General features: G+C 72.3%; 17 protein-coding genes and 2 pseudogenes. 13 read left to right on the forward strand and 6 right to left on the reverse strand.

The genetic code is table 11. The features are described from left to right. Positions 1–34 precede the first annotated feature (34 nt). From AB0B29_RS29510 to AB0B29_RS29520, 3 genes are read left to right on the forward strand one after another with little or no spacing between them, the layout of a single operon-like run. Positions 35–838 (forward strand): alpha/beta fold hydrolase, encoded by an 804-nt coding sequence (locus AB0B29_RS29510; RefSeq protein ID WP_362244612.1) that lies wholly within the window; start codon positions 35–37, stop codon positions 836–838. Next, complete coding sequence (locus tag AB0B29_RS29515) at positions 838–2,160, forward strand: PP2C family protein-serine/threonine phosphatase (protein ID WP_362244500.1); 1,323 nt, start codon at positions 838–840, stop codon at positions 2,158–2,160. Before AB0B29_RS29510 ends, AB0B29_RS29515 begins: the two co-directional genes overlap by 1 nt. Continuing rightward, entirely contained in the window at positions 2,157–2,489 is a 333-nt protein-coding gene (locus AB0B29_RS29520; protein ID WP_362244501.1) for an STAS domain-containing protein, read from the forward strand. The genes AB0B29_RS29515 and AB0B29_RS29520 overlap by 4 nt, the downstream gene beginning before the upstream one ends. On the opposite strand, the pseudogene AB0B29_RS29525 reads toward AB0B29_RS29520, so the two are convergent. Further along, positions 2,484–2,743: pseudogene (locus AB0B29_RS29525) on the reverse strand (zinc-dependent alcohol dehydrogenase); the annotation flags it as partial. The gene AB0B29_RS29520 and the pseudogene AB0B29_RS29525 sit on opposite strands and share 6 nt — an antisense overlap. A 374-nt stretch (positions 2,744–3,117) precedes the next feature. Between AB0B29_RS29525 and AB0B29_RS29530 the strand changes: the two are divergent. Then, positions 3,118–4,932 (forward strand): ABC transporter ATP-binding protein, encoded by a 1,815-nt coding sequence (locus AB0B29_RS29530; RefSeq protein WP_362244502.1) that lies wholly within the window; start codon positions 3,118–3,120, stop codon positions 4,930–4,932. Positions 4,933–5,057: 125 nt separating this feature from the next. On the opposite strand, the gene AB0B29_RS29535 is transcribed toward AB0B29_RS29530, so the two are convergent. Then, a complete protein-coding gene (locus AB0B29_RS29535) occupies positions 5,058–5,759 on the reverse strand; it encodes a TetR/AcrR family transcriptional regulator (protein WP_362244503.1) in 702 nt (233 codons plus the stop codon). A 156-nt stretch (positions 5,760–5,915) separates the two neighbouring features. Between AB0B29_RS29535 and AB0B29_RS29540 the strand changes: the two genes are divergently transcribed. The 3 genes from AB0B29_RS29540 (at position 5,916) to AB0B29_RS29550 (ending at position 9,903) form a co-directional block, all read left to right on the forward strand. Beyond that, positions 5,916–7,412, forward strand: a complete 1,497-nt coding sequence (locus AB0B29_RS29540) for an APC family permease (RefSeq protein WP_362244504.1) — start codon at positions 5,916–5,918, stop codon at positions 7,410–7,412. Between the two features lie 20 nt (positions 7,413–7,432). Next, positions 7,433–9,094, forward strand: coding sequence for an amidohydrolase (locus tag AB0B29_RS29545; protein ID WP_362244505.1), 1,662 nt, complete (start codon positions 7,433–7,435; stop codon positions 9,092–9,094). 74 nt (positions 9,095–9,168) lie between these two features. Beyond that, positions 9,169–9,903: a hypothetical protein gene (locus tag AB0B29_RS29550; protein ID WP_362244506.1), complete on the forward strand. Its 735-nt coding sequence runs from the start codon at positions 9,169–9,171 to the stop codon at positions 9,901–9,903. Positions 9,904–9,914: 11 nt separating this feature from the next. Here the strand turns inward: AB0B29_RS29550 and AB0B29_RS29555 are convergent, their stop codons facing one another. Further along, on the reverse strand, positions 9,915–11,429 hold the full coding sequence (locus AB0B29_RS29555; RefSeq protein WP_362244507.1) for an MFS transporter: 1,515 nt from the start codon (positions 11,427–11,429) through the stop codon (positions 9,915–9,917). Positions 11,430–11,662: 233 nt separating this feature from the next. On the opposite strand from AB0B29_RS29555, the gene proP reads away from it, so the two are divergent. The 3 genes and pseudogenes from proP to AB0B29_RS29570 all read left to right on the forward strand — a co-directional run. Further along, positions 11,663–13,159, forward strand: a complete 1,497-nt coding sequence (proP, locus tag AB0B29_RS29560) for a glycine betaine/L-proline transporter ProP (RefSeq protein ID WP_362244508.1) — start codon at positions 11,663–11,665, stop codon at positions 13,157–13,159. A 113-nt stretch (positions 13,160–13,272) separates the two neighbouring features. Continuing rightward, on the forward strand, positions 13,273–13,686 hold the full coding sequence (locus AB0B29_RS29565) for an SRPBCC family protein (RefSeq protein WP_362244509.1): 414 nt from the start codon (positions 13,273–13,275) through the stop codon (positions 13,684–13,686). A 6-nt stretch (positions 13,687–13,692) separates the two neighbouring features. Further along, positions 13,693–13,983, forward strand: a pseudogene (locus AB0B29_RS29570) (hypothetical protein); the annotation flags it as partial. Here the strand turns inward: AB0B29_RS29570 and AB0B29_RS29575 are convergent. After that, on the reverse strand, positions 13,950–14,429 hold the full coding sequence (locus AB0B29_RS29575; protein ID WP_362244510.1) for a MarR family transcriptional regulator: 480 nt from the start codon (positions 14,427–14,429) through the stop codon (positions 13,950–13,952). The pseudogene AB0B29_RS29570 and the gene AB0B29_RS29575 overlap by 34 nt on opposite strands. 63 nt (positions 14,430–14,492) lie before the next feature. Here AB0B29_RS29575 and AB0B29_RS29580 point away from each other — a divergent pair, with 63 nt between their 5' ends. The 3 genes from AB0B29_RS29580 (at position 14,493) to AB0B29_RS29590 (ending at position 17,037) form a co-directional block, all read left to right on the forward strand. After that, positions 14,493–15,332, forward strand: coding sequence for an alpha/beta fold hydrolase (locus tag AB0B29_RS29580; protein WP_362244511.1), 840 nt, complete (start codon positions 14,493–14,495; stop codon positions 15,330–15,332). Positions 15,333–15,567: 235 nt separating this feature from the next. After that, a complete protein-coding gene (locus AB0B29_RS29585; protein WP_362244512.1) occupies positions 15,568–16,485 on the forward strand; it encodes a hypothetical protein in 918 nt (305 codons plus the stop codon). Positions 16,486–16,581: 96 nt separating this feature from the next. Then, positions 16,582–17,037 carry a hypothetical protein gene (locus tag AB0B29_RS29590; RefSeq protein ID WP_362244513.1) on the forward strand — a complete coding sequence of 152 codons (456 nt, stop codon included), beginning with the start codon at positions 16,582–16,584 and terminating at the stop codon, positions 17,035–17,037. Between the two features lie 62 nt (positions 17,038–17,099). On the opposite strand, the gene AB0B29_RS29595 is transcribed toward AB0B29_RS29590, so the two are convergent. Beyond that, positions 17,100–20,993, reverse strand: coding sequence for an nSTAND1 domain-containing NTPase (locus AB0B29_RS29595; RefSeq protein ID WP_362244514.1), 3,894 nt, complete (start codon positions 20,991–20,993; stop codon positions 17,100–17,102). Positions 20,994–21,070: 77 nt separating this feature from the next. Then, positions 21,071–22,240: an aromatic ring-hydroxylating dioxygenase subunit alpha gene (locus AB0B29_RS29600; protein ID WP_362244515.1), complete on the reverse strand. Its 1,170-nt coding sequence runs from the start codon at positions 22,238–22,240 to the stop codon at positions 21,071–21,073. Between the last annotated feature and the right edge of the window lie 117 nt (positions 22,241–22,357).

Consider the following 22,357-nt stretch of genomic DNA (forward strand, 5'->3'; position numbering starts at 1 on the left):
GGGCCACTTCGACCGGGGTGGGAGCATGGCCGCCATGGACATCCGCCGCAGGAACAACGTCAACGTCATCGGCCCGGTCGACGCACCGGTCCTGCTCCTGGCCCACGGCTTCGGCTGCGACCAGAACATGTGGCGGCTGGTGGTACCGGCGCTCGCCGAACGCTACCGGGTGGTGCTGTTCGACTACGTCGGCTCCGGCGGCTCGGACCTCGCGGCATGGAGCGAGGAGCGGTACTCCTCGCTCCAGGGTTACGCCGCGGACGTCGTCGACGTCTGCGAGGAGCTGGACCTGCGGCAGGCGGTGTTCGTGGGGCACTCGGTCAGTGCCATGGTCGGAGTGCTGGCGGCGCAGGCCGCGCCGGAGCGGATCGGGGCGCTCGTGATGGTGACTCCCTCGCCGTGCTACATCGACGACGAGGGCTACCGCGGCGGCTTCAGCACGGAGGACATCGACGAGCTCCTCGCCTCGCTCGAGGCGAACTACCTGGGCTGGTCGTCCGCCATGGCCCCGGTGATCATGGGTAACCCGGAGCGGCCGGAGCTGGGCCAGGAACTCACCAACAGCTTCTGCGCCACCGACCCCGACATCGCCCGCGTCTTCGCCCGGACGACCTTCCTCACGGACAGCCGCGAGGACCTGAAGGGCGTGTCCGTGCCGACCCTCGTGCTGGAGTGCGAGCAGGACGCGATCGCGCCCCGCGAGGTCGGCGCCTACGTGCACGCGGCGATCCCCGCCTCCCGCCTGGTCACGCTCGACGCCACCGGGCACTGCCCGCAGCTCAGCGCGCCGCAGGCCACCACCGGGGCGATCCTCGACTTCCTGGAGTCCCTGAAGTGATGTGCCGTACGGGCGGCGTACCCGAGCCCGCCGAGACGGGGGACGACGCGAGCACGGACGCGGCCTTCTCCGCGCTGCTGGAGGACAGCTCGGAGGACCTGTACGAGTCCGCGCCCTGCGGTTACCTGTCCACGATGATGGACGGCACCATCGCCAAGATCAACAACACGCTGCTGGACTGGCTCGGTCTGGACCGCGAGGACGTGGCGGGCCGCAAGCGCTTCGCGGACCTGCTCACCATCGGCGGGAAGCTCTACCACGAGACGCACTTCGCCCCGCTGCTGCGCATGCAGGGCGAGCTGCGCGGCATCGCCCTGGACATGCGGCGCCGGAGCGGTGGCCCGCTGCCGGTTCTGGTCTCCGCCGTGATCAAGCACGGTACCGAGGGCGAACCGTTGCTCATCCGCATCACCGTCTTCGACGCCTCGGACCGCCGCTCCTACGAGAAGGAACTCCTGCACCGGCGCCAGGAGGCCGAGCGGGCCCGCGTCGAGGCGGACGAGGCCCGGCGCCAGGCCGAGGCCGACCGGGCCAGGCTGGCCGACGCCCTCGCCGTCCTGCAGCGTTCCCTCGTCCCGGATTCGCTGCCCGCCGTGCCGGGCCTGGAGACGGCCGTCCACTACCACACGGCGTCCCCGGACCAGCTGGGCGGCGACTTCTACGACCTGTTCCCCGTGGCCGGCGGCCGGTGGGCGTTCTTCCTCGGCGACGTGTGCGGCAAGGGCCCCGAGGCCGCGTCCCTCACGTCCCTGACCCGCTACACCCTGCGTGCCGCCGCCCACCACGACCCGGATCCGGCCTCGGCGCTGAGCACGCTGAACGCCGTCCTGCACGAGCGGTACACCGGCGGCGGCAACCCGCGGTACTGCACGTGCATCTTCGGGACGGTCGAGCCGGGCGGCGAGCACGGCCGGACCGTGGTGCGCCTCGCCTCCGGCGGCCATCCGCCGGCGCTCGTCCTGCGGGCGGACGGCCGAGCCGAGTTCCTGCCCACCCCCGGCGGCCTGCTCATCGGCGTCGTGCCCGGTGCTCCGATCGGCACGGCCGAGACCGTCCTGGCGCCCGGTGAGACGCTCGTGCTGTACACCGACGGCCTCACCGAGGCCCGCCTCGGCCCCGGCCGTGACGACCTGTACGGCGAGGACGCGTTGCACGCCTTCGCCACCGATCACGCTCCCGCGTCGCCGCACGAGGTGATCACCGCCCTCACCGGACTGCTCGAGGGCTTCGGCGACGGTCTCGACGACGACACCGCCCTGCTCGCCCTCGGCGTTCCCGCCGCCCCTTCCGTCACAGCCCCGACAACGAGTCACACCTCATGAACGCGCTCACCATCAGACAGCTCGACACCGCCACGGGACCCGTTCTGTACGTGGCCGGCGACCTGGACTTCGACCAGGCCCCCGTCCTGCGCGGCCGGCTGGACCAGCTGACCCTGTCGCCGGGGCAGTGCCTGGTCCTCGACCTGTCGGGCCTGGCGTTCTGCGACTCCTCGGGCATCACCGCCCTGCTCGCCGCACGCCAGCACGCCCTGGCCGCCGACGCCGACATCGCCCTGGCCGCCGTACCGGCGAACCTGATGCGCGTCCTCACCCTGGTCGGCCTCGACCAGGTCTTCACGCTGCGCCCGTACTCCAGCGCCGCGTCATGACCCGGCCCGGACGAAGACCGGTTCCAGGTGCTTCTCCGGCAGCGCGGCCGGCAGGTCCTCCCAGTCGATGACGTGGGAGACGACCTTGCCGGGTGAGACGGAGCCGGCCAGTGCGAGGGCGTCGGGGATGTGGGCGCGTACGCTGTCGCGGGCGACGCGCAGGCTGACTCCGGTGAGGTGCATGTCGAGCAGAGGCAGTTCGCCGGGGCGGAAGTGGTTTCCGCGCTCTCGCAGATCCCCTCGGGCGTCAGGCCATGTGCCGCGCCAAGCGCAGTACACAACCGCTGGGTCACACGGCTGCTCAGCCAGAGGCGCTCATCGCCGGCGCGATCCGGGACTGACCGCCTCCGCCGCGCACTCCCTGCCCTCTCCGACCTCGCCCGGCCCACCGGCAGGGGCGTCTTAGGGGCCGCTCACCGGCGCACGCCACCGTCCCGCCCCGAATCCGCCCGTCGCGCCCCATGGCGCTCCCCGCACACCACCCTCCGGCCGGAAAACGCTTGGACTCCGCGGCCGGCATCGCGGGACACTTCCGCACTCGACCCGAAACCTCACACATCCGTTGCGGCGATGGCCCCTGCCCGCACGCGCGGCGTGGCGGGCGGCCACAGAACGACACAGGGGTGGGATGGAAACGCCGGAAACACACAGGGTATTACCGGGCAAGCGCTCGGTGCTCCTCGCACTTGGCTACTACGGACGGGAGTTGTCCCGGCTGCGCCGGTGGACGGCGCCCACGATGCTGCTCTCGGCGCTGGGCAACATCGGAATCAACTACGTCGCGCCGCTGATCGTCGCCAAGCTCGTCGCGGACATCGCGGGGAACAAGGGCGTCACGGCCGGCTCGACCCTGCCGTACGTGCTCGCCTTCGCCGGTGTCCTGCTGGTCGCGGAGGCACTGTGGCGCGTCGCCCTGCACTGCCTCACCCGTCTCGGCGCCCTGGGCATCGAGCACCTGTACGTGATCGGAATGGACGAACTGTTCGCCAAGGACGCCGCGTTCTTCCACGACAACTTCGCCGGTTCGCTGACCAAGCGGGTCCTCAGCTTCGCCTCCCGTTTCGAGCAGTTCGTCGACACCCTGACCTTCCAGATCGTGGGCAGCTTCGTGCCGCTGACGTTCGGGGCGGTGGTGCTGTGGCGCTACGAACCGCTGCTCGTCGTCGGACTCCTGGTGATGATCGCAATCACGGCGGTGCTCGTCGTGCCGCTCGTGCGGCGCCGCCAGGCGCTCGTCGACAGGCGCGAGGAGGCGATCGCCCGGGTCTCGGGCCATGTCGCCGACAGCCTGATGAACATGGACACGGTGCGGGCGTTCGCCGCGGAGGGCCGCGAGGCCGCCGAACACCGCTCCCTGGTCGCAACGTCCCGCCGGCTCACCATGCGGTCGTGGGACTACGGAAACCTGCGCATCGACACACTGGTCGCGCCGATGTCCGTGCTGACCAACGCGATGGGCCTGCTCCTGGCGGTGGCGCTGGGCGGCGGCGCGCACGGGGTGGAGGCGGTGGTGGTCGCCTTCGCCTACTACAACAACGCCACCCGGATCATGTTCGAGTTCAACCAGATCTACCGGCGGCTGGAGAGCTCGATGACGGAGGCCGCGCAGTTCACCGAGCTGCTGCTGACGCCGCCGACCGTGCTCGACCCGCCGACCCCGGAACCGCTGCCGTCCGGGGCCGCCGACGTGCGCTTCGAGAAGGTGACCTTCGCCCACCGGGGTGGCCGGCCGCTGTTCGAGGGACTCGACCTGGCCGTGCCGAGCGGGGCGAAGATCGGCCTCGTGGGCCGGTCCGGCGGCGGCAAGACCTCGCTCACCCGGCTGCTGCTGCGGATGACCGACATCGACGGCGGCCGCATCCTGATCGGCGGCCAGGACATCAGCCGAGTGCGCCAGTGCGAGCTGCGCGGGCGGATCGCGTACGTACCGCAGGACCCGGCGATGTTCCACCGCAGCCTGCGGGACAACATCGCCTTCGCCCGGCCTGACGCCACCGACGCCGAGATCCTCCGGGCGGCCGAGGCGGCCCATGTCACGGAGTTCGCCGACGCGTTGCCGGACGGCTTCGACACCATGGTGGGCGAGCGGGGCGTCAAGCTGTCCGGCGGTCAGCGCCAGCGGGTCGCCCTCGCCCGGGCGATCCTGCGGGACGCGCCGATCCTGCTGCTCGACGAGGCCACCAGTGCCCTGGACTCGGAGAGCGAGCTGCTGGTCCAGGAGGCGCTGTGGCGGCTCATGGACGGACGGACCGCGTTGGTGGTGGCGCACCGGCTGAGCACGGTCGCCGGCATGGACCAGCTCGTCGTCCTCGACCGCGGCCGGATCGTCGAGCAGGGCACCCACCAGGAGTTGCTCGCGATCGACGGTGCCTACGCGAAGCTGTGGCAGCACCAGTCGGGCGGGTTCCTCGACGACACCTCCGGGCGGGCCGAGGTGCTGTAGCGCGGGTTCGCTCACTGCCTTCCGAGGGCCGTGGCCGGGCCTCATCCCTGTCCGCGGCGTGGCCGGGCCTCACCCCTGTCCGCGGCGTGGCCGGGCCTCATCCCTGTCCGCGGCGTGCCCGGAACTCACTTCTGTCCGAGGGCCCGTGCCCGGGCCGCCAGGGCCTCCAGCAGGAGGTCCACCGCCTGCTCGAAGGAGCTGTCCGCCATGGCGGGCAGCTCCGCGCGTACCGCGGTCAGGGACGGGTACGTCGCCGGGTCGAGGCCCTGGTAGACGTCGCGCCACGACCCGTGGTCGGCCTCGCGCCGCTGCGGGGGAAGCGCGTGGAACGCCGCCTCCGTGGCGGCGTGGCTGAGTACGGTGTCGATGAAGGCCAGGTAGAGCCGTGCGGCGTCGGCCGGCGGGAAGCCCGCGGTCAGCAGCAGGCCGATCCCCGTCTCGACGGCGTGGATCTCGTTCCGGCGCCGGGTCACGCGGTGGGCCGCCATGGCGGCCGCCCGCGGATGGGCGAGGTATCCCGCACGGACCCTCAGGGCCATCTCCCGCAGCGAGGCCACCCAGTCGTCCCCCGGGACGAAGCCGGCCATGGCGTCGCCGATGATCCGGTCGGCGATGGCGAGCACCAGGTCGTCGGTGCCGTGGAAGTAGCGGTACAGCGCGGTCGGGTCACAGCCCAGGGCCGCGCCGAGCCGGCGCACGCTCAGCGCCTCGGGTCCGTGCTCGCCGATGAGCCGCAGCGCGGTCTGCACGATCAGCTCCTCCGACAGCAGCACTCCCGAACGGGTGGGCCTTCGACGCCGACGTTCCTGCGGGACACGGGTGGTCATGACGTGGACTCCTCTCCCCCTGCGCCGGTGGTTCCTCGCGTACGCAGTGAACGACCCCCGACGCCTTACGTCAACAGGGTTGACCCAATGCGGCCCCCGGCGGTTCCATCACAGTCCCGCGCGGCTCTTCCCACCCCGTCCCCCGAGGAGCCCTTCATGTCGTCCGCACCGCCCTCGTCCCGCCCCGCGCTGCGCCGATCCCTCGGCGTGGTCGACGGCGTGGCCATCGCCGCGTCCAGCACCGCGGCCACCACCAGCATCGCCATCGGCATGGGCACGATCGCCACGGTCGTGGGCCTGCAGGCACCCGCGCTCCTGCTGCTGGCCTTCCTGCCGGTGCTGGGCATCGCCCTCGCGTACGCCCGGCTCAACCGCTCCGAACCCAACTGCGGCAACGGCTACACCTGGGTCGGCAGATCCCTCGGTCCCTGGCCCGGCTTCCTGACCGGCTGGGTCACGCTGGTCGGCTCGGTCATCTTCTGCGCCTACACCAGCGCGATCATGGGCTCGGTCGTGCTGGCCTTCGCCAACAAGGCCGGCCTGCGCAGCCTGGCCGGCATCGCCCTCGACCCCACGTCCACGGGCGTCTGCACGGCGGTCGGGCTGGTGATCCTGCTCGCCCTCACGGTCCTGGCCGTCACCGGAGTCCGGGGCGCGACCCGGTTCCAGTTCGCGCTGCTGGTGTTCGAGTACGCGGTGCTGCTCGGGTTCTGCGGCTGGGCCCTGATCACCGGCGACCACGCCGTCTCGCTGTCCTGGTTCAACCCGTTCGAGATCTCCAGCGGCACCCACTTCGCCCAGGGCATGGTCCTCGCGGTGTTCTTCTTCTGGGGCTGGGACGCGGCGTTCAGCGTCAACGAGGAAACCAAGGACCCGGGCGACTCGGCCCGCGGCGGACTCATCGCCCTGTTCGCGATGCTCGGCCTGTTCCTCTTCGCCTCGGTGGCCTTCCAGCGGGAGATGAGCCTGGCCGAACTCGTCCGCAACGGCCCCCAGGCCCTGCCCTACCTCGGGGAGAAGCTGGCCGCCGAGCCGTGGGCGACCCTGCCCCTGGTCGCCCTGATGTTCTCCGCCGTCGCCTCCGTGCAGGCCACCCTGATCCCCACCGCGCGCGGCCTGCTCGCCATGGGCCGCGACCGCACCATGGGCCCGCTGTGGACCAGGGTCCACCCGCGCTACGGCACGCCCGCCGCGGGAACGGCCGTCGTGATGTCCGTCGCCGCGGTGATCGCCGTGCTCGCCTTCGCCATCCCCAAGCTGAGCGACATGCTGCTGGCCGCCGTCAACGCGATCGGCCTGATCGTGGCCCTCTACTACGGCCTCACCGCGCTCGCCTGCGCCGTGCGCTTCCGCTCCGCGCGGCACGAGGGTGCGCGCGAGGCGCTGCTCGCCGTCGGCGTGCCCGCCGTGTCCGGGCTGGTGCTGCTGGGCCTGGGCGCCTACCTCGGATACTCGTACCTGACCATGAGCGACCACTTCGAACTGAGCCCGGACAACGGGTGGTTCATGTTCTCGCTGCCAGCCGTGACCGTGCTCGCCGGCCTCGGCATGGCCGCCGTCGCCAAGTACGTCCGGCGCTCGCCCTACTTCACCACCGGGCGCGGCACCGACGCCGAGGCCCTCACCCTGCCGATGGACCGCACGGCGGTCTGACCCCCATGGAGCTCATCCCCATGTCGCACCCCCCTGTCCCGGGACCCGCCGACCTCGTGTTCACCGGCGGTCCCGTGCACACCGTCGACCCGGCCCGCAGCCGCGCCACCTCGGTGGCCGTGCGCGGCGGGCGGATCGTCGCCGTCGGCCACGACGAGGTGCGCGAGCTGATCGGGTCGCGCACCGAGGTCGTCGACCTCGCCGGGAAGCTGCTGCTGCCGGGTTTCCAGGACGCCCACGTCCACCCGATGGGCGCGGGCCTCGAACTCGGCCTGTGCCACCTCGGCGACACCACCGACGCGCACGCGTACCTGCGCAGGATCGCGGCGTACGCACGGGAGCACCCGGACGTCGAATGGATCACGGGGGGCGGCTGGTCCCTGGAGGCGTTCCCCGGCGGCTCCCCCACGGCCGCCGCCCTCGACACGATCGTCCCGGACCGGCCCGTCTTCCTGCCCAACCGCGACCACCACGGCGCCTGGGTCAACACCCGGGCCCTGGAGCGCGCCGGCATCGACGCCCGGACCCCCGATCCCGCCGACGGCCGGATCGAGCGCGACGCCGAGGGCAACCCCACCGGGATGCTGCAGGAGGGCGCCGTCCACCTGGTGGGCCGGTTGGTGCCGGACCCCACGCCGGAGGAGCAGCTCGCCGGTCTGCTGCGCGCCCAGGCCGTGCTGCACTCCCACGGCGTCACCGCCTGGCAGGACGCCATCGTCGGCACCTACGCCAACCTGACCGACCCGGCCCCGGCCTACCTGACGGCCCTGGACCGGGGCCTGCTCACCGCGCGGGTCGTCGGCGCCCTGTGGTGGGACCGCGAGCGGGGCGCCGAGCAGATCGGCGAACTCGTGGCCCGGCGGGAGGAGTTGAGCCGGGACCGGTTCCAGGCCGGCACCGTGAAGATCATGCAGGACGGCATCGCCGAGAACCACACCGCCGCCATGCTGTCCCCCTACCTGACCGGCTGCGGCTGTGCCTCGGACAACAGCGGCATCAGCTTCGTCGAACCGGGTGAGCTGCGGAAGTACGTCACCGAACTGGACGCGCACGGTTTCCAGGTCCACTTCCACGCGCTCGGCGACCGCGCGGTGCGGGAGGCACTCGACGCCGTGGAGGCCGCCCGGGCCGCCAACGGCAATCGCGACACGCGGCACCACCTGGCGCACCTCCAGGTCGTCCATCCCGCCGACCTGCCACGCTTTCGGGCGCTGGGCGCGAGCGCCAACCTGCAGATGCTGTGGGCCGCCCACGAGCCGCAGATGGACGAGCTGACCCTGCCCTTCCTGGGGGCGGAACGCGGCGCGTGGCAGTACCCCTTCGGCGATCTGCTGCGCGCCGGTGCGACCCTCGCCGCCGGCAGCGACTGGCCCGTCAGCAGCCCCGACCCGCTCCAGGCCATCCATGTCGCCGTCAACCGGGTCTCCCCCGAGGCACCCGGGGGCACCCCGGCCTTCGTCCCGCAGCAGCGCCTCGACCTGGGCACGGCCATCGCCGCCTACACCGCGGGCAGCGCGTACATGAACCACCTCGACGACGTCACCGGCAGCATCGCCGTCGGCAAGGCGGCCGACCTGGTCGTCCTCGACCGGGACCCGTTCGCGGGTCCGACCGGGGAGATCGCCGCCACCCGGGTTCTGGAGACCTTCGTCGAGGGCAGGCGGGTCCACGCCGGCGCTTGACCGTGGTGCAATGCTCCGGGGAAGTTCCGTACGGAGGGGGATGACACGCGGTGGGGTCGTCGGGGGACGGAGTCATGCGGTCCGTGCTGTGGGTGCTGATCGCTGTCGTGACACTGGGCGTCGGTGCGGCGTCGGCCCACGAGGTCCGCGGAGCGCTGGATCGGGAGCGGGAGTACCGCGGCGCGCCCGCGTGTGCCGCTGCTCCCGTGAAGGCGTCGGGGTGCGTGTGGGAGCAGGAGTTCACCGTCCGCAGCGCCGCCCCGAACCACGGAAAGCGGGGCGGGTCTCCGGAGGCGGAGCTGGTGCTGCCGTCGGGCGAGCCGTGGGAGGTGACGTTCCTGCGGACCGAGCCGGTGATGTCCGAGATGGCGCCCGACGAGAAGGTCGTCGGTGTGATCTGGCACGGGCAGATCGTCGAGGTGCGGGACGGCGAGGGCCGACGGCAGCAGACGTCCGACGGACCGGTGGGCTGGCCGGAGGACCGTCTGGGCGGTGCGCTGGCCTGCATCTCGTTCGGCCTGGCGGCCCTCGTGGGCGGGGTGTGGCCGCTCTTCGCCCGGGGCGAGGAGCGTCGTGTGACGGCGGCGAAGATGGTGCGGTGGCACGGCGTCGGCCTGGGCGCGACGGCGATCCTGACGCTCTGGGCGCAGGCGGCCAACGGCTGGCCGCTGTGGGCCCTTCCGGCGATCTGGGGGCCGATCGCGCTGCTGGTCCTGGCGTCCATGACGGCCTTCGCCCTCGGCGCGCTGCGCGGCGAGCTGGACGACGACCCGCCGGCCCGGCAGGAGCCTTCGCCGCAGGTCTCCTGAGGGCGTGCGGCTCAGGTCTGCCGGGCGTGCACCGGACTGTGGGCGACATCGTCCGGGCACGGGCGGTGCGGTCGCCGGGTTCGCCGGTCGCGCCGCCAGTCGTAGGCCGCGAGGACCAGGGAAGCGGCCATGCCGACGAGCCCGGCGCCCATAGCCAGGAAGAGGGCGCCGCGGTAGTCGTCGCTCCTGCTGCCGAGGACCAGGTAGTAGAGACCGGGCAGCGCGGCGGTGCCCACCGCGGCGCCGAGGCGCTGCCCTGTCTGCAGGGCGCCGCCCGCCGCTCCCGCCATGTGCACGGGCACGTCCCGCAGCGTCATGGTGATGTTGGGGGAGATCACGCACCCGCCGCCCACGCCACCGAGGAACAGGACGGGGGCGGCGATCCAGGGCGCGATGTCGAGGGGCGCGAAGCGCAGCAGCAACGCGGCGCCGCCCAGTCCGAGGAGTACGCCCGTGAGTCCGCCCACGGTGAGCAGTCGGCCGAGCCGGTCCACCAGCCGCCCGGAGACCCCGGCCGCGAGGGCCGAGCCGAGGGCGAAGGGGGTCACGGCGAGGCCCGACTCGAGCGGGGAGAAGCCCAGGCCGTGCTGGTAGAAGAGGGCGAAGACCAGCCAGACGCCGCTGAAGCCGATGAAGTAGAGCGTGCCGACGCCCGCGCCGACGGCGTAGCCGCGCACGGTCGTGAACAGCCGCGGATCGAGCAGCGGCTCGGTACCGCGGTCCAGCAGGCGGCGCTGCCACCGGGTGAAGGCGAAGAGCAGCCCGGCGCCGGCCGGGAACATCCACCACAGCCGGGCGAGGCCGCCGGTCTCCGCCTGGACCAGCGGGTACATGAGCGCGAGGACGCCGAGGCCGAGCAGCACGACGCCGGGCAGGTCGACGTGTTCCCTCCCGGAGCGCCGGGTGCGGGGCAGCAGGCGGCGGCCGAGGAGGACCGCGAGGATGCCGATGGGGACGTTGACGTAGAAGATCCACCGCCATCCCTGGGCGCCCTCGGCCAGGGCGAGGATCAGGCCGCCGGTGAGGGGGCCGACAGCGGAGGAGACGCCGACGGTGGCGCCGAAGAAACCGAAGGCGCGGCCGCGTTCGCCGCCCCGGAACATCTGCTGGATGAGCGCGGAGTTCTGCGGGGCCATGAAGCCGGCGGCCAGGCCCTGGGCGAGCCGGGCCACCACCAGCAGCGTGATGTTCGGGGCCGCTCCGCAGGCCGCGCTGAAGAGCACGAAGCCGCTGAGGGCGACGAGGAAGATACGGCGCCGGCCGAGCGCGTCACCGAGGCGGCCGGCGGTGACGAGGGCGAGGCCGAAGGAGAGGGCGTAGCCGGAGACCACCCACTGGACCTCGGCCGCGGAGGCGTGCAACTGCTGCTGGATGGTGGGCAGGGCGACGGCCACGATCGACACGTCCAGCAGGCTCATGAAGCCGGCGACCAGCGTGACCCACAGGGCCCGCCACCGTTTGGGGTCGGGCTCGTAGCCGTCCTCCCGGGCACCCTGGTCGTGGCCGCCCGCCGCCGACGCCGTCACGTGGGCTCCTCTCACCCAGAACTCACCCGGCGACTCAGGTTCCCCCGCAGCGGCACGGGCACACACGCGTCCCGGACATCCTCCCGGACGGCGCGGCGTCCCGCCTCTCGCCCCGAGCATTCGCGTGTCACGTTCCGTGATCAACCGGCCGCTGCGCGAACGGGGTTGTTTGAGCGCGCGAGATCTGTGCAGGCGTGGTCTTTGGGAATGCGAACGGCGAAAGGAACCACGTGATGGCGGAGACCGACAACGACGAGTCGGTGGACCCCGCGGCGGTCAGACGGCACCGGGTGCTGTTCCGGGCGATCGAGAAGCGGCGCAACCCCAAGCTGCGCCGCAGCGACATCACGGTGACCGATGATGCGGCGGTCAAGCGCGCCACCAAGGCCGCCGCCCTCGGCAACGCGATGGAGTGGTACGACTTCGGCATCTACAGCTATCTGGCGTCGACCATCGGGCGGGTCTTCTTCCCGTCCACCAACGACACCGCCCAGCTGCTCGGCTCCTTCGCGACGTTCGCGGTGGCGTTCCTGGTGCGTCCGCTCGGAGGCATGGTCTTCGGGCCGCTCGGGGACAAGGTGGGACGCAAGCGCATCCTCTCCCTCACCATGATCATGATGGCGGTGGGGACCTTCGCGATCGGCCTGGTCCCCTCGCACGCGGCGATCGGGCTGTGGGCCCCGGCCCTGCTGATCTTCTTCCGGCTGGTGCAGGGCTTCTCCACCGGCGGGGAGTACGGCGGCGCCTCGACGTTCATCGCGGAGTACGCGCCCGACAAGCGGCGCGGCTTCTTCGGCAGCTTCCTGGAGCTCGGCACGCTCGCCGGCTACGTCGGGGCCTCCGGCCTCGTCGTCGTGCTGCAGATGTTCCTCAGCGACGACCAGATGCTGTCGTGGGGCTGGCGCGTGCCGTTCCTCGTCGCGGCCCCGCTCGGCCTCATCGGCCTCTACCTGCGGCTCAAGCTGGACGAGACGCCCGCCTTCCAGAAGCTGGAGGGCGGCCAGGCCAAGGCGAGCGAGGCGGCCGACGCCGTGGAGACCTCGGCGGCCGCCGACCTCGGCAAGATCTTCACCCGGTACTGGCGGCCGCTGCTGCTGTGCCTGGCGCTGGTCGCGGCGTACAACATCACCGACTACATGCTGCTGTCGTACATGCCGACCTATCTGTCCGACGAGCTGGGCTACGGGACCAACCACGGGCTGCTGATCCTGCTCGTCGTGATGGTGCTGCAGATGTGCGTGATCAACCAGGTGGGGAGGCTCTCGGACCGCTTCGGGCGCAAGCCGCTGCTGATGGCGGGGATGCTCGGATTCCTGTTCCTCTCCCTGCCGTCGTTCCTGCTCATCCGGCAGGGCAGCGTCGTGCTCATCACCCTGGGGCTGCTGCTGATGGGGCTCTCGCTGGTGGCGATGCTCGGCACCATGTCGGCGGCGCTCCCGGCGATCTTCCCCACGCAGGTGCGCTACGGCTCGCTCTCGGTGGCCTACAACCTGGCCACCTCGATCTTCGGCGGTACGACACCGCTGGTGATCACCGCTCTGATCAGCACCTTCGACTCGACGCTGATGCCGGCGTACTACGCCATGGGCGCCGCGGCCATCGGTGTCATCGCCGTGCTGTGCATGCGCGAGACCGCCAACCAGCCCCTGGCCGGCTCCCCGCCGTCCGTGGAGACGCAGGCCGAGGCGGAGGAACTCGTCCAGGCGCAGTCGCCCCAGCCCAGGTTCTGACCGAGGTGAAGGCCCCGTCCGGGGGCGTTGCGGACGGGGCCTTTCGCGGTTGGGCCCGGCAGACCGGGGAACACGGTGCGCGCTACGACCCCCGAGGCGAGGCCGGTAAGGCGATGACCGAGTACGAACGTTCCCGGACGATGCCCGCACAGCCCGAGCACGTCTTCGACCAGGCCGCGAACGTCGGACGGCTGGACAGCTGGCTGCCGGAGGCCCTGCACGTGGAGGCCGGGGAGCTGCCGGCCGTCACCGTCCACGAGGACCGCACGGACGAGGACACCGACGCCCTGTTGCGCGCCCGTCCGGAGCAGATGCGGCTCGAGTGGGGCACCCGTGAGCAGGGCGGCTACGCGGGCTGGCTGCAGGTCGCCGGGCTCGACGGCGGAGCCAGTGAGGTGACGGTGCATCTGTCGTTCTTCGACGACCGTCACGACCCGGGCGAGCGGGCCGCCGCCGACGCCCTGGACAGCAGCCTGCGACGGCTGGAGGAACAGGTGCGACTGCACGTCGACCACGCGGCCGGCTGACCCCTGGTGGCACGCGCGAGGCAGTACGCGGTCGCGGCGTCCGGGCAGTGGACCGACGAGGAGGAGGGGCGGCGCCGGCTGCCCTCCGGCGAGGTGCACGCCTGGGAGCCGGGCCGCAACGAGACGGTCTGCGGCCCGTCCCTCAGCCGTTCCCGGCTGGCCCGCTTCCCGCACGTGGGCTGGCCGGACACCTTCCCGGAGTCGGGCGGCGCCGCGGACCGGGGGCGGCGCCTGTGCCCGCGCTGTGCGTCGGTTGCGGGACGTCACTCTCGCCCTGAACCGTCCTGTTGGGCGCGTCGCCCGGCCGCGGCGACGTCTCGCATGGCCAGCAGGAAACGCCGGACCACGGCCAGTTCCGCCTCGTCGAAGGACCCCATCGAGTCGACCATCTCGTGGATCAGCGGCCCGAAGAAGGACCAGCCCAGCCGGACGGCCTCGTCCCGCACCACCAGCAGCACGCGCCGGCGGTCCTCGGTGTCCCGTTCCCGGCGCACCAGTTCCAGCCGCTCCAGCCGGTCGACCAGGGCCGTGGTCGACGCCGAGTTCACCCCCAACTGCGCGCCCAGCCACCCCGGGGTGGCCCGTACGCCCTGCCGGCCGGCGTCCAGCAGGTGGATCAACGCCCGTACGTCCGTGGAATGAAGACCGTTGCGACCCGCGAACTCGGCGGCGAACAGGTCCAGTTCCATCGTCACGGCCCGCAGCAGATGCACCATGCGCAGAGCGGGATCCTGGTCGTCCATACTTCACTCCCCTAATATCTCGTTGTTCGAGAATATCGGTGAACGAGCCATACGGGTGGGGACATGGATGACACGACAGCGTTCTCCAGGGCGTACGACGACGTCCTGCGACGGTGGCCGGGTGAGGTGCGCGGCGTCGACGTCCCCACCCCCTACGGCAGCACCCGGGTACACATCAGCGGGCGCGAGAGCGGCACCCCGCTCGTCCTGCTGCCCGGCGGCGGAGCCACCTCGACCGCCTGGTTCGCCACCGTCGGCGCCCTGGCCCCCACCCATCGCATCCATGCCGTCGATCTCATGGGCGACATCGGCCGCAGCGTCCACGACGGAGCACCGCTGCGCGGCGCAGCGGACCTGACGGCCTGGCTCGATGCCCTGTTCGACGCGCTGAACCTGGACGGCGCGCACCTGTGCGGGCACTCCTACGGCGCCTGGATCGCCCTCCGCTACGCCCTGCACGCGCCCCGTCGGCTCGGCAGGCTCGCACTGCTCGACCCGGTCAACTGCTTCACCGGCATGAGCCCGCGCTACCTCGCGCACGCCCTGCCGATGCTGCTGAGGCCCAGCGCCGAGCGGGTGCGTGCCTTCCACCGCTGGGAGATCGGCCGTGACCCCGAGGATCCGGTGTGGCGGGCGTTCCTGGGGAGCACCGCCACCGCCCGCCGGTCGAAGGTCGTGGCCATGCGGCGCCCCAAGGCGCCGGAGCTGGCGGCGTGCACCGTCCCGACGCTGGTGCTCTTCGCGGAACGCAGCCGTGCCCACGATCCGCTGCGTGCGGCGGCCGCCGCACGCCGGCTCCTGCCCTCTGCGAGCGTCGTCACCCTGCCCGGCGCCTCCCACCACTCCTTGCCCACCGAGCAACCCGCTCAACTCGGCCGCCTGCTCCAGGGCTTCTTCGCCTGAATGCCCGGGGGGTCCGTGTTCGCACACCCCTGGTGCGGCTCGGCCCGGTCGCCGACGGCACCGGCATCCTGCGCATGAGCGACTCGGCACGTGCAGGTCAGGGCCCACGCAGCCCGGGTTCTTGTTCGGAGTCTGTTTGTTCAGCCCGCTCGGGCCGACGTCGAACAACCAATACCGCTATCCCTTGGTCGGCGGGCACCGACCGGGGCCCGCCTGGAAGGGGGGCGGGTTGGTCGTGACAAGGCGCCGGGTGAAACGGGGGACGTTGCTGGCGGTGGCGCTCGGCTGTGTGGCCGCGGGCGCCGTGATCGCCGCGGCGGAGCAACGGCCGCCGGACGCCGGACAGGCCGCCGGTGTCGCCGTACGGGCCCTCACGGCTCAGGAGAAGAACCGGCTGTACCGGGCGGAACAGCTCTTGCTGCGCTCCTGTATGCGGGACCACGGCTTCGAGTACCGCCCTGTGCCGCGAAATCCCGTACCGCAGGCCAGGGAGTTCCCCTACGTGGTGGACGATGTCGGCTGGGCCCGGAAACACGGCTACGGCAGCGACATCCAGCGCGAGATGGCCCAGTTGCGCGAGAAGGACGTCAACCAGCGGTACTTCCGCTCCCTGCCTCCGGAGCGCCGGGCGCAGGCGTTGCGTGCGGCCAACGGTCGGGATCCGAACGGCGTCACCGCCCGCACGCTGGACGGCACGGTGCTGCGGCGCAGCACCGAAGGCTGTCAGTCGGAGGCCGACCGCGTCCTCTACGGCGATCTGGCGGCGTGGTTCCAGGCCGAGGTCACGCAGGATTCGCTGCCGGAGGTACGCCACATGCGCGTCATGACCGATCCGGCCTTCGGGCGGGCCGTCAAGCAGTGGGCCCGTTGCATGCGCGCCGCCGGCCATCCCTACGCCGGTCCCGCCCAGTTGCGGGAGGAGGCGCTGCCGGGTCCGGGCGAACCCGCGCTCGCCCCGCGGAAGGAGATCCGCCTCGCCGTGGCCGAGGCCCGCTGTGCCGCCGACAGCGGCCTCGCCCGTACGGCACAGGCGTTGGACCGGACGTATGCGATCCGGCTTCGCCACCAGTACCGCTCCGAGCTGGACGCCGCGCAACGGCTTCAGCGGGGAGCCCTTCCGCGTGCCGACAAGGTCATCGCCGACGCGCGCTGACCCGTCGGGGCGAAAAGAGAACGCACCACTCGCACCAAGAAACCGAGAACGGCCGTACCTCACGGCCAGGTCACCACACCCATGAAAGGCATTGCCATGCGCGTATCACGCTCGCTCGTCCTCGGGACGGCCCTGGTCGCCCTGGGCACCGGGCTCCTTCCCGCCGTCACCGCCCACGCGGCCCCCGACACCTCCCGGACCGCGTCCGCGTCAGCCGTCCCGGCCGTGCCCGCGGGCGTCCAGGCCGACGGCTACCTCCACCTGTACAGCGGCACCGACTACCGCGACTACTGCACGGGGTACGTCGGCAACTCCGCGAACTGGGGTGCTTGCCGCAACGTGATCTCCTCCCTGTGGAACAACGGATACCCCGGGAACCTGGACGACGTCTGGGTGTACTACCGCATCAACTACGGCGGCGCGCGACGGGGTGTCTACAACGGTGTCGCGATTTCCGACCTCGGGCCGTACCCGTTCGACGCGGGGACGGGCGCCGGAGCGGGCCAGTCGATCAATGACAACATCTCCTCCCACAAGTGGACGAACCTGTAGCCGACGGTCGTGACGAGGTCTGCGGGCCGCTCTTCGCGGGCGGCCCGCAGGCCGATCACCGCTCAGCACGGCGGCCGATAGGGCAACTCCGGAAAGTGCTGGCTCCACTGACCGCGACTCAGATGCGGACGCGCGGTCCGGCACACACGGGCCGACACCCGTTCGGGGTCGGGGTCCCACAGTCGCGCCGTGTGGTCGTTGGAGCCGGTGGCCATGGTGCGACCGTCGGCGGTGAAGGCGACGGCGTTGACGTCTCCCGTGTGGCCGGTCAGCGTCGCGAACTCCTCGGGAGGCCGCCGCCCTGGCGGTACCTTCCACAGGCGCACCGTGTCGTCGTTGCCCGCGGTCGCCAGGGTCCGGCCGTCGGGGCTGAAGCCGACCGCGTGCAGGGGCTCGGCATGACCGGTGAGGACGGTGGACCGGCCCCGGAACCGGCCATGGGACAGGGGCCACAACCGTGCCGTGCGGTCGTCGCTCGCGGAGGCCAGCGTCCGGCCGTCGCCGCGGAAGGCGAGGGATTTGACGACCTGGGTGTGCCCTCGGAGCGTGTCCGGCCTCCGCGACGGCAGGGACGCGGTGAGCGCCCACAGCCGGATGACGCCGTCCGCACCTCCGCAGGCCAGGCTGCGACCGTCGGGCGCGAAGGCCAGCGATTCCGCCGTGCCGGGCAGGAGAGCCCGGGAACGCGGGCGGTGCGGGTCGGTGATGTTCCACAGGCGAGCGCCCTCGTCGTCGGCGGTCACCGCCACACGGCCGTCGGGACTGATGGCGACGGCGTCGACCGCGCCGTGCGCCGTGAGAGCGGCCAGGAAACGGGGCCGACGGGGATCGGTCACGGACCACAGACGGGCCGTGCCGTCCAGGCTCCCCGAGATCAGGGTCTCGCCGTCCGCGGTGAAGGCGAGCGCGTTGACCGCGGCCGTGTGCCCGGCGAGGGAGGCCAGTTCGCGTACGGCGCGTGGGCGTGCGGTCGACCACAGGCGGACGGTGCCGTCATAGCTGGCCGACGCCAGCACGCCGCCCCGCGGGTCGATCGCCACCCCGTAGACCGAACTGCTGTGTGCGGCAAGGGTGTCGGTGGCCAGGTCCCACAGCCGTGCGGTGCCGTCCTGGCTGCCGGAGACCAGGGTGGAGCCGTCCGGAGCGAACGCCACGGACATCACCGCCCCGTCGTGCCCCGTCAGGTGCTCCGCCTGATAGGGGCGGCCGGCACCGTGCAGGCTCCACAGCCGCACCCCTTCCACACCTCCCGAGGCGAGGCTGTGGCCGTCGGGGCTGAAGGCGACCGCGTACACCTTGTCCGTGTGACCCTTCAGGGTTGCCGCCCGCGGAGCACTCCGGCGGTCGGTGACCGCCCAGAGACGTACGGTGTGGTCCCAGCCACCGGCCGCCAGGGTACGGCCGTCGGGACTGAAGGCCACGGACGCGACGACGCCGTGGTGCCCCCGCAGCGGCGGCAACGGCCGTGGACGGCGAGGGCGGGTGACGTCCCACCGGCGGACGGTGCGGTCGGTGCTCCCGGCGGCCAGCGTACGACCGTCCGGGCTGAAGGCGACGGACGTCAGACGGCCGACGCCCCTGACGTGCCCTCCCGGCTCACCGGTCGCAGGACGCAGACCGGTCATCGGCCGCAGACCCTGCCTCCGCGAGAGAGACCACAGGCGCAGGACGCCGTCCTGCCCGACGGTCGTGAGGGTGCGACCGTCCGGGCTGAAGGCCGCTGAGAGCGGGACGCCGGTGTGACGGGTCGACAGCCGCCGGGGGCGCCGGGGATCGGTGATGTCCCACAGCTGCACCGTGGCGGACCCGTCCGTCGCCTTGGGGTCGCCGGGCCCGCCGGCGGCGAGGAGCAGACGGCCGTCCGGACTGAAGGCGGTGGCACGCGTGGCTTCCTCGAGAACAGGACTGCCCTGGACAGCGGGTACCGTGCCGAGGGCCCGCGGCCGGTGCCGGCGGGTGGCGTCCCACAGCCGTACTCCCCCGGCGTGGCCGGTGGCCAGGAGACGACCGTCGGGGCTGAACAGCACCGGCACGTCACCCCGGTGGCCGGACAGTTCGGTGGCGTACGGGGTGGTGAAGGCGCTGAGCACGCTGCTGCGAGCCTCGACCGTGGGCGCCAGCCGATAGGCGGCCAGCGACAACTGCAGTGCCAGGGCGGGGTCGGCCGACCGCAGCGTCCGGACCTGCTCGGCGACCCGCCGGGAGGTGGCGATGTCCCGTTGCTGGTCGGCTCTGTGCTGGGCTCGCACGGCGACGCCCGTGGCGATGCTCGCCAGGGTGAGCAGAAGGCTGAGCAGCGCGATCAGACGGCGCATGCGCCGCACCCGCCGTCGGGCGGCGGCCTGCTCGGCCAGGCCGGCGGCACGGGAGGCATCGAGGAACTCGCGCTCCAGAGCGCTCAGGTCTCGCGCGGCACCGGCTGACCACTCGGCGACCAGGGCCAGGCGCGATCCGCGGAGCAGGACCTCGGGGTCCCGGCCGACCGATGCCCAGGTCTGGGCGGCCTCGGTGAGCAGGCGGTGGACCCGCACGCTGTCGCGGTCCTGGGCGAGCCAGTCGCGCAGGCGGGGCCAGCAGCGGATCAGTGCCTCGTGGCTGATCTCGACGCTGTCCTGGTCCAGGGACAGCAGTCGTGCGGCGGCCAGCCGTTCCAGGGTCACCGCGATGTCGGGGTCGGTGCCGTCCACCTCGTCCCGGGTGATACGCCGCTTGGTGTCCTCGGTGCCCTCCCCCAGCGCGCACAGGCGCAGGAACACCCCCTTGGCGACCCGCTGTCCGGACGCGGTCAGACCGGTGTAGACGCTCTCGGCCGTACGGGCCAGGGCACCTTCGATTCCCCCCGCGGCCTGGAATCCCGTCAGTGTCAGCGTGTTGCCCCGTCTTCGCCGCCAGGTCTCCAGCAAGGCGTGCGACAGCAGAGGCAGGACCCCCACCCGGTCGTGTGCGTGAGCCACCAGCTCCGCGAGCAGCGCTCCCTCCAGAGTGCACCCGGCACGGACGGCGGGCCCGGTGATCGCCCGGCGCAGTTCGTCGGTCGTCAGCGGACCCACGGCGACCTGGGCCCCCCCGCACGCCTCCGACAGTTCCGGGTGACGGGTGCAGTGCGGGTAGAAGTCGGCACGTACGCCCAGCACCACCCGGCAACGGCTGTCCTCGGCATGCGCGGCGGCGACCAACGCGCGGATGAAGCGGACCCGTTCGTCGCCCTCCCGGCACAGCGTGAAGACCTCCTCGAACTGGTCCACGACCAGCAGCAGTTCCGCGCCGTCGCCGTGGTCGGCCAGCGCTTGCCGCACCGCCCGGTGCAGGGCCTGGTCGCCGGAGGCGGAATCGACGTGCCGGGTCTCGGACGAACGCGCGGCGGACGGGACCAGAGCGGCCGCGCTCGTCCGCAACGGATGCGCGCCGGGAACGAGCACCACGGTCCGCCGCCGGCCGTGTGCGCTCTGCCAGCGCGGCACGACACCCGCGCGCAGCAGGGAGGACTTGCCCGACCCGGAGGCGCCGAACACGGCGACGAACCGGCTCTTCTCCAGCTGGGCGGTCACCGCGTCGACCAGTCGCTCCCGTCCGAAGAACCAGTCGGCGTCCTCCGCTTCGAACGCCGCCAGCCCGCGGTACGGGACCGCCTCGCCGGTGCCGTCGGCCGGCCCGTCCTGCCCCGCTCCCTCCGCCTCGCTGTCGGCCGCGGCCAGCTCGGCCGCGACCTCCTGCCACCGCTGCCTCCACTGGCGTACATCGCCGTCGCACGCCTCGACATACGCCAGGGCCACGGACAGCGTGGGCAGTCGGCGCCCCGCGGCCGCCTCGGAAAGGGTCGCCGCCGAGTAGTGCGCCCGCTCGGCCAGGTTCCGGTAGGTCGGGCTGCCCGCCTTCTGCCGCAGTCGGCGCAGATCGGCGGCGAACTTGAGTAACGAACTCTCCCCCACGTCCAGCGGACGTTCTCTACGCGGCACCCACGTCCCCCTCATGCCACCGGGCCCACATCTGTCTCAGGGAGCATGGCCGGGCGGGGGTCACCCGGAAACGGTCATTACGCGCCAGTCGGAGAGCGGTCCTGGCCGGTGCACACCGTGGCGGCACCGCACGCGGCGGTCCGGGGGCGCAGGGGGACGCCGTTGGTGCGCAGCACCTCGCGGACGTCCAGGATCAGGGAGAACACCTCACGGTTGCGGTCCCCGCCCTGCTCGTCCCAGGCTCGCTGCTCCGCCTCGACGGCCATCCGGTCCTCGGCGAACACCCGCTCGGTGAAGCGCCTGATGAAGGGCCAGGCCAGCTGCAGGGCACCGGGAACGCGCGGCTTCTCGATCATGAGCAGGCCGAAGGTGTGGCAGCGGCGCTGCTCGGCGTCCTCGGGCACGTAGGCGGCCCAGAGGCGGAAGGCCGGCCGCTCGGCGTTTTCCGGGACGAGGTCGAGGGTCTGGTACGGGTATTCGGTGCGGATCGTCATGACGTCGCGGGAGTCGTTGCCGCCGAGCCCCTCGGCGGCCAGCAGGCTCGCCCCCCGGTTGCGCTTGCCCCCGGTGTGGCTGAACAGGTATCTCGCCTCCACCGACCGCTCGTCGGTGCGGGAGTCGAGCAGCTCGGGGTGGAGCCTTCCGACCACGCCCCTGTGCAGGAACTGGTGGTTCATGTCGAGCAGGTTCTCGTGCATGAAGGAGTAGTGGCAGCGCACGGTCCGGGAGTACGTCATCGTCCTGTACAGCGGCGAGCCGTACGCCGGCAGGTCGGGCAGCGGAGTGTCGGCCGCCTTGTCCGGGTCGCCGGGGAACACGAAGACCAGGCCGTAGGCCTCGCGCACGGGGTAGCCGCGTACGCCGCGCGGGGGCCGGCCGTCGCCTTTGGCGAGGTACGGGATCTGCGAGATGCGGCCGTCGCCGCGATAGGCCCAGGCGTGATAGCAGCAGCGGAGTGTCTCGCCCTCCACGACGCCCATGCTCAACGGCACCTGCCGGTGGGCGCACCGGTCCTCCAGCGCGTACACGGTGCCGCTCTTCCCGCGGTACAGCGCGATGCGCTCGCCGGCGAAGGCGGCCGCGAACGCCCGCTCGCGCCGCACGTTCTTCGACACGGCGACCGGATACCAGAAGTCCGGGTTCGCCCCGACGCGCCGGAGATCGACGATGCCCGTACCCGGATCACGGTGCGCCGCCGGCCACTCGGCCCCGGCAGTCAAGGTCCCGGCCTCGTCGGTCTCGGTCATACCTCTCCCTCGCGCGTACGGGCAGCGACAGCCGCACGTCCCATCGGGCAGCACCGAGCTGCCGGCGCGGGCGTCCGGCACCGTCCATCCTCGCCGCGCCGCACCGCGCACGCCCTA

The organism is Streptomyces tibetensis (assembly GCF_040647715.1).
GTDB classification, from domain to species: Bacteria; Actinomycetota; Actinomycetes; order Streptomycetales; family Streptomycetaceae; genus Streptomyces; species Streptomyces tibetensis_A.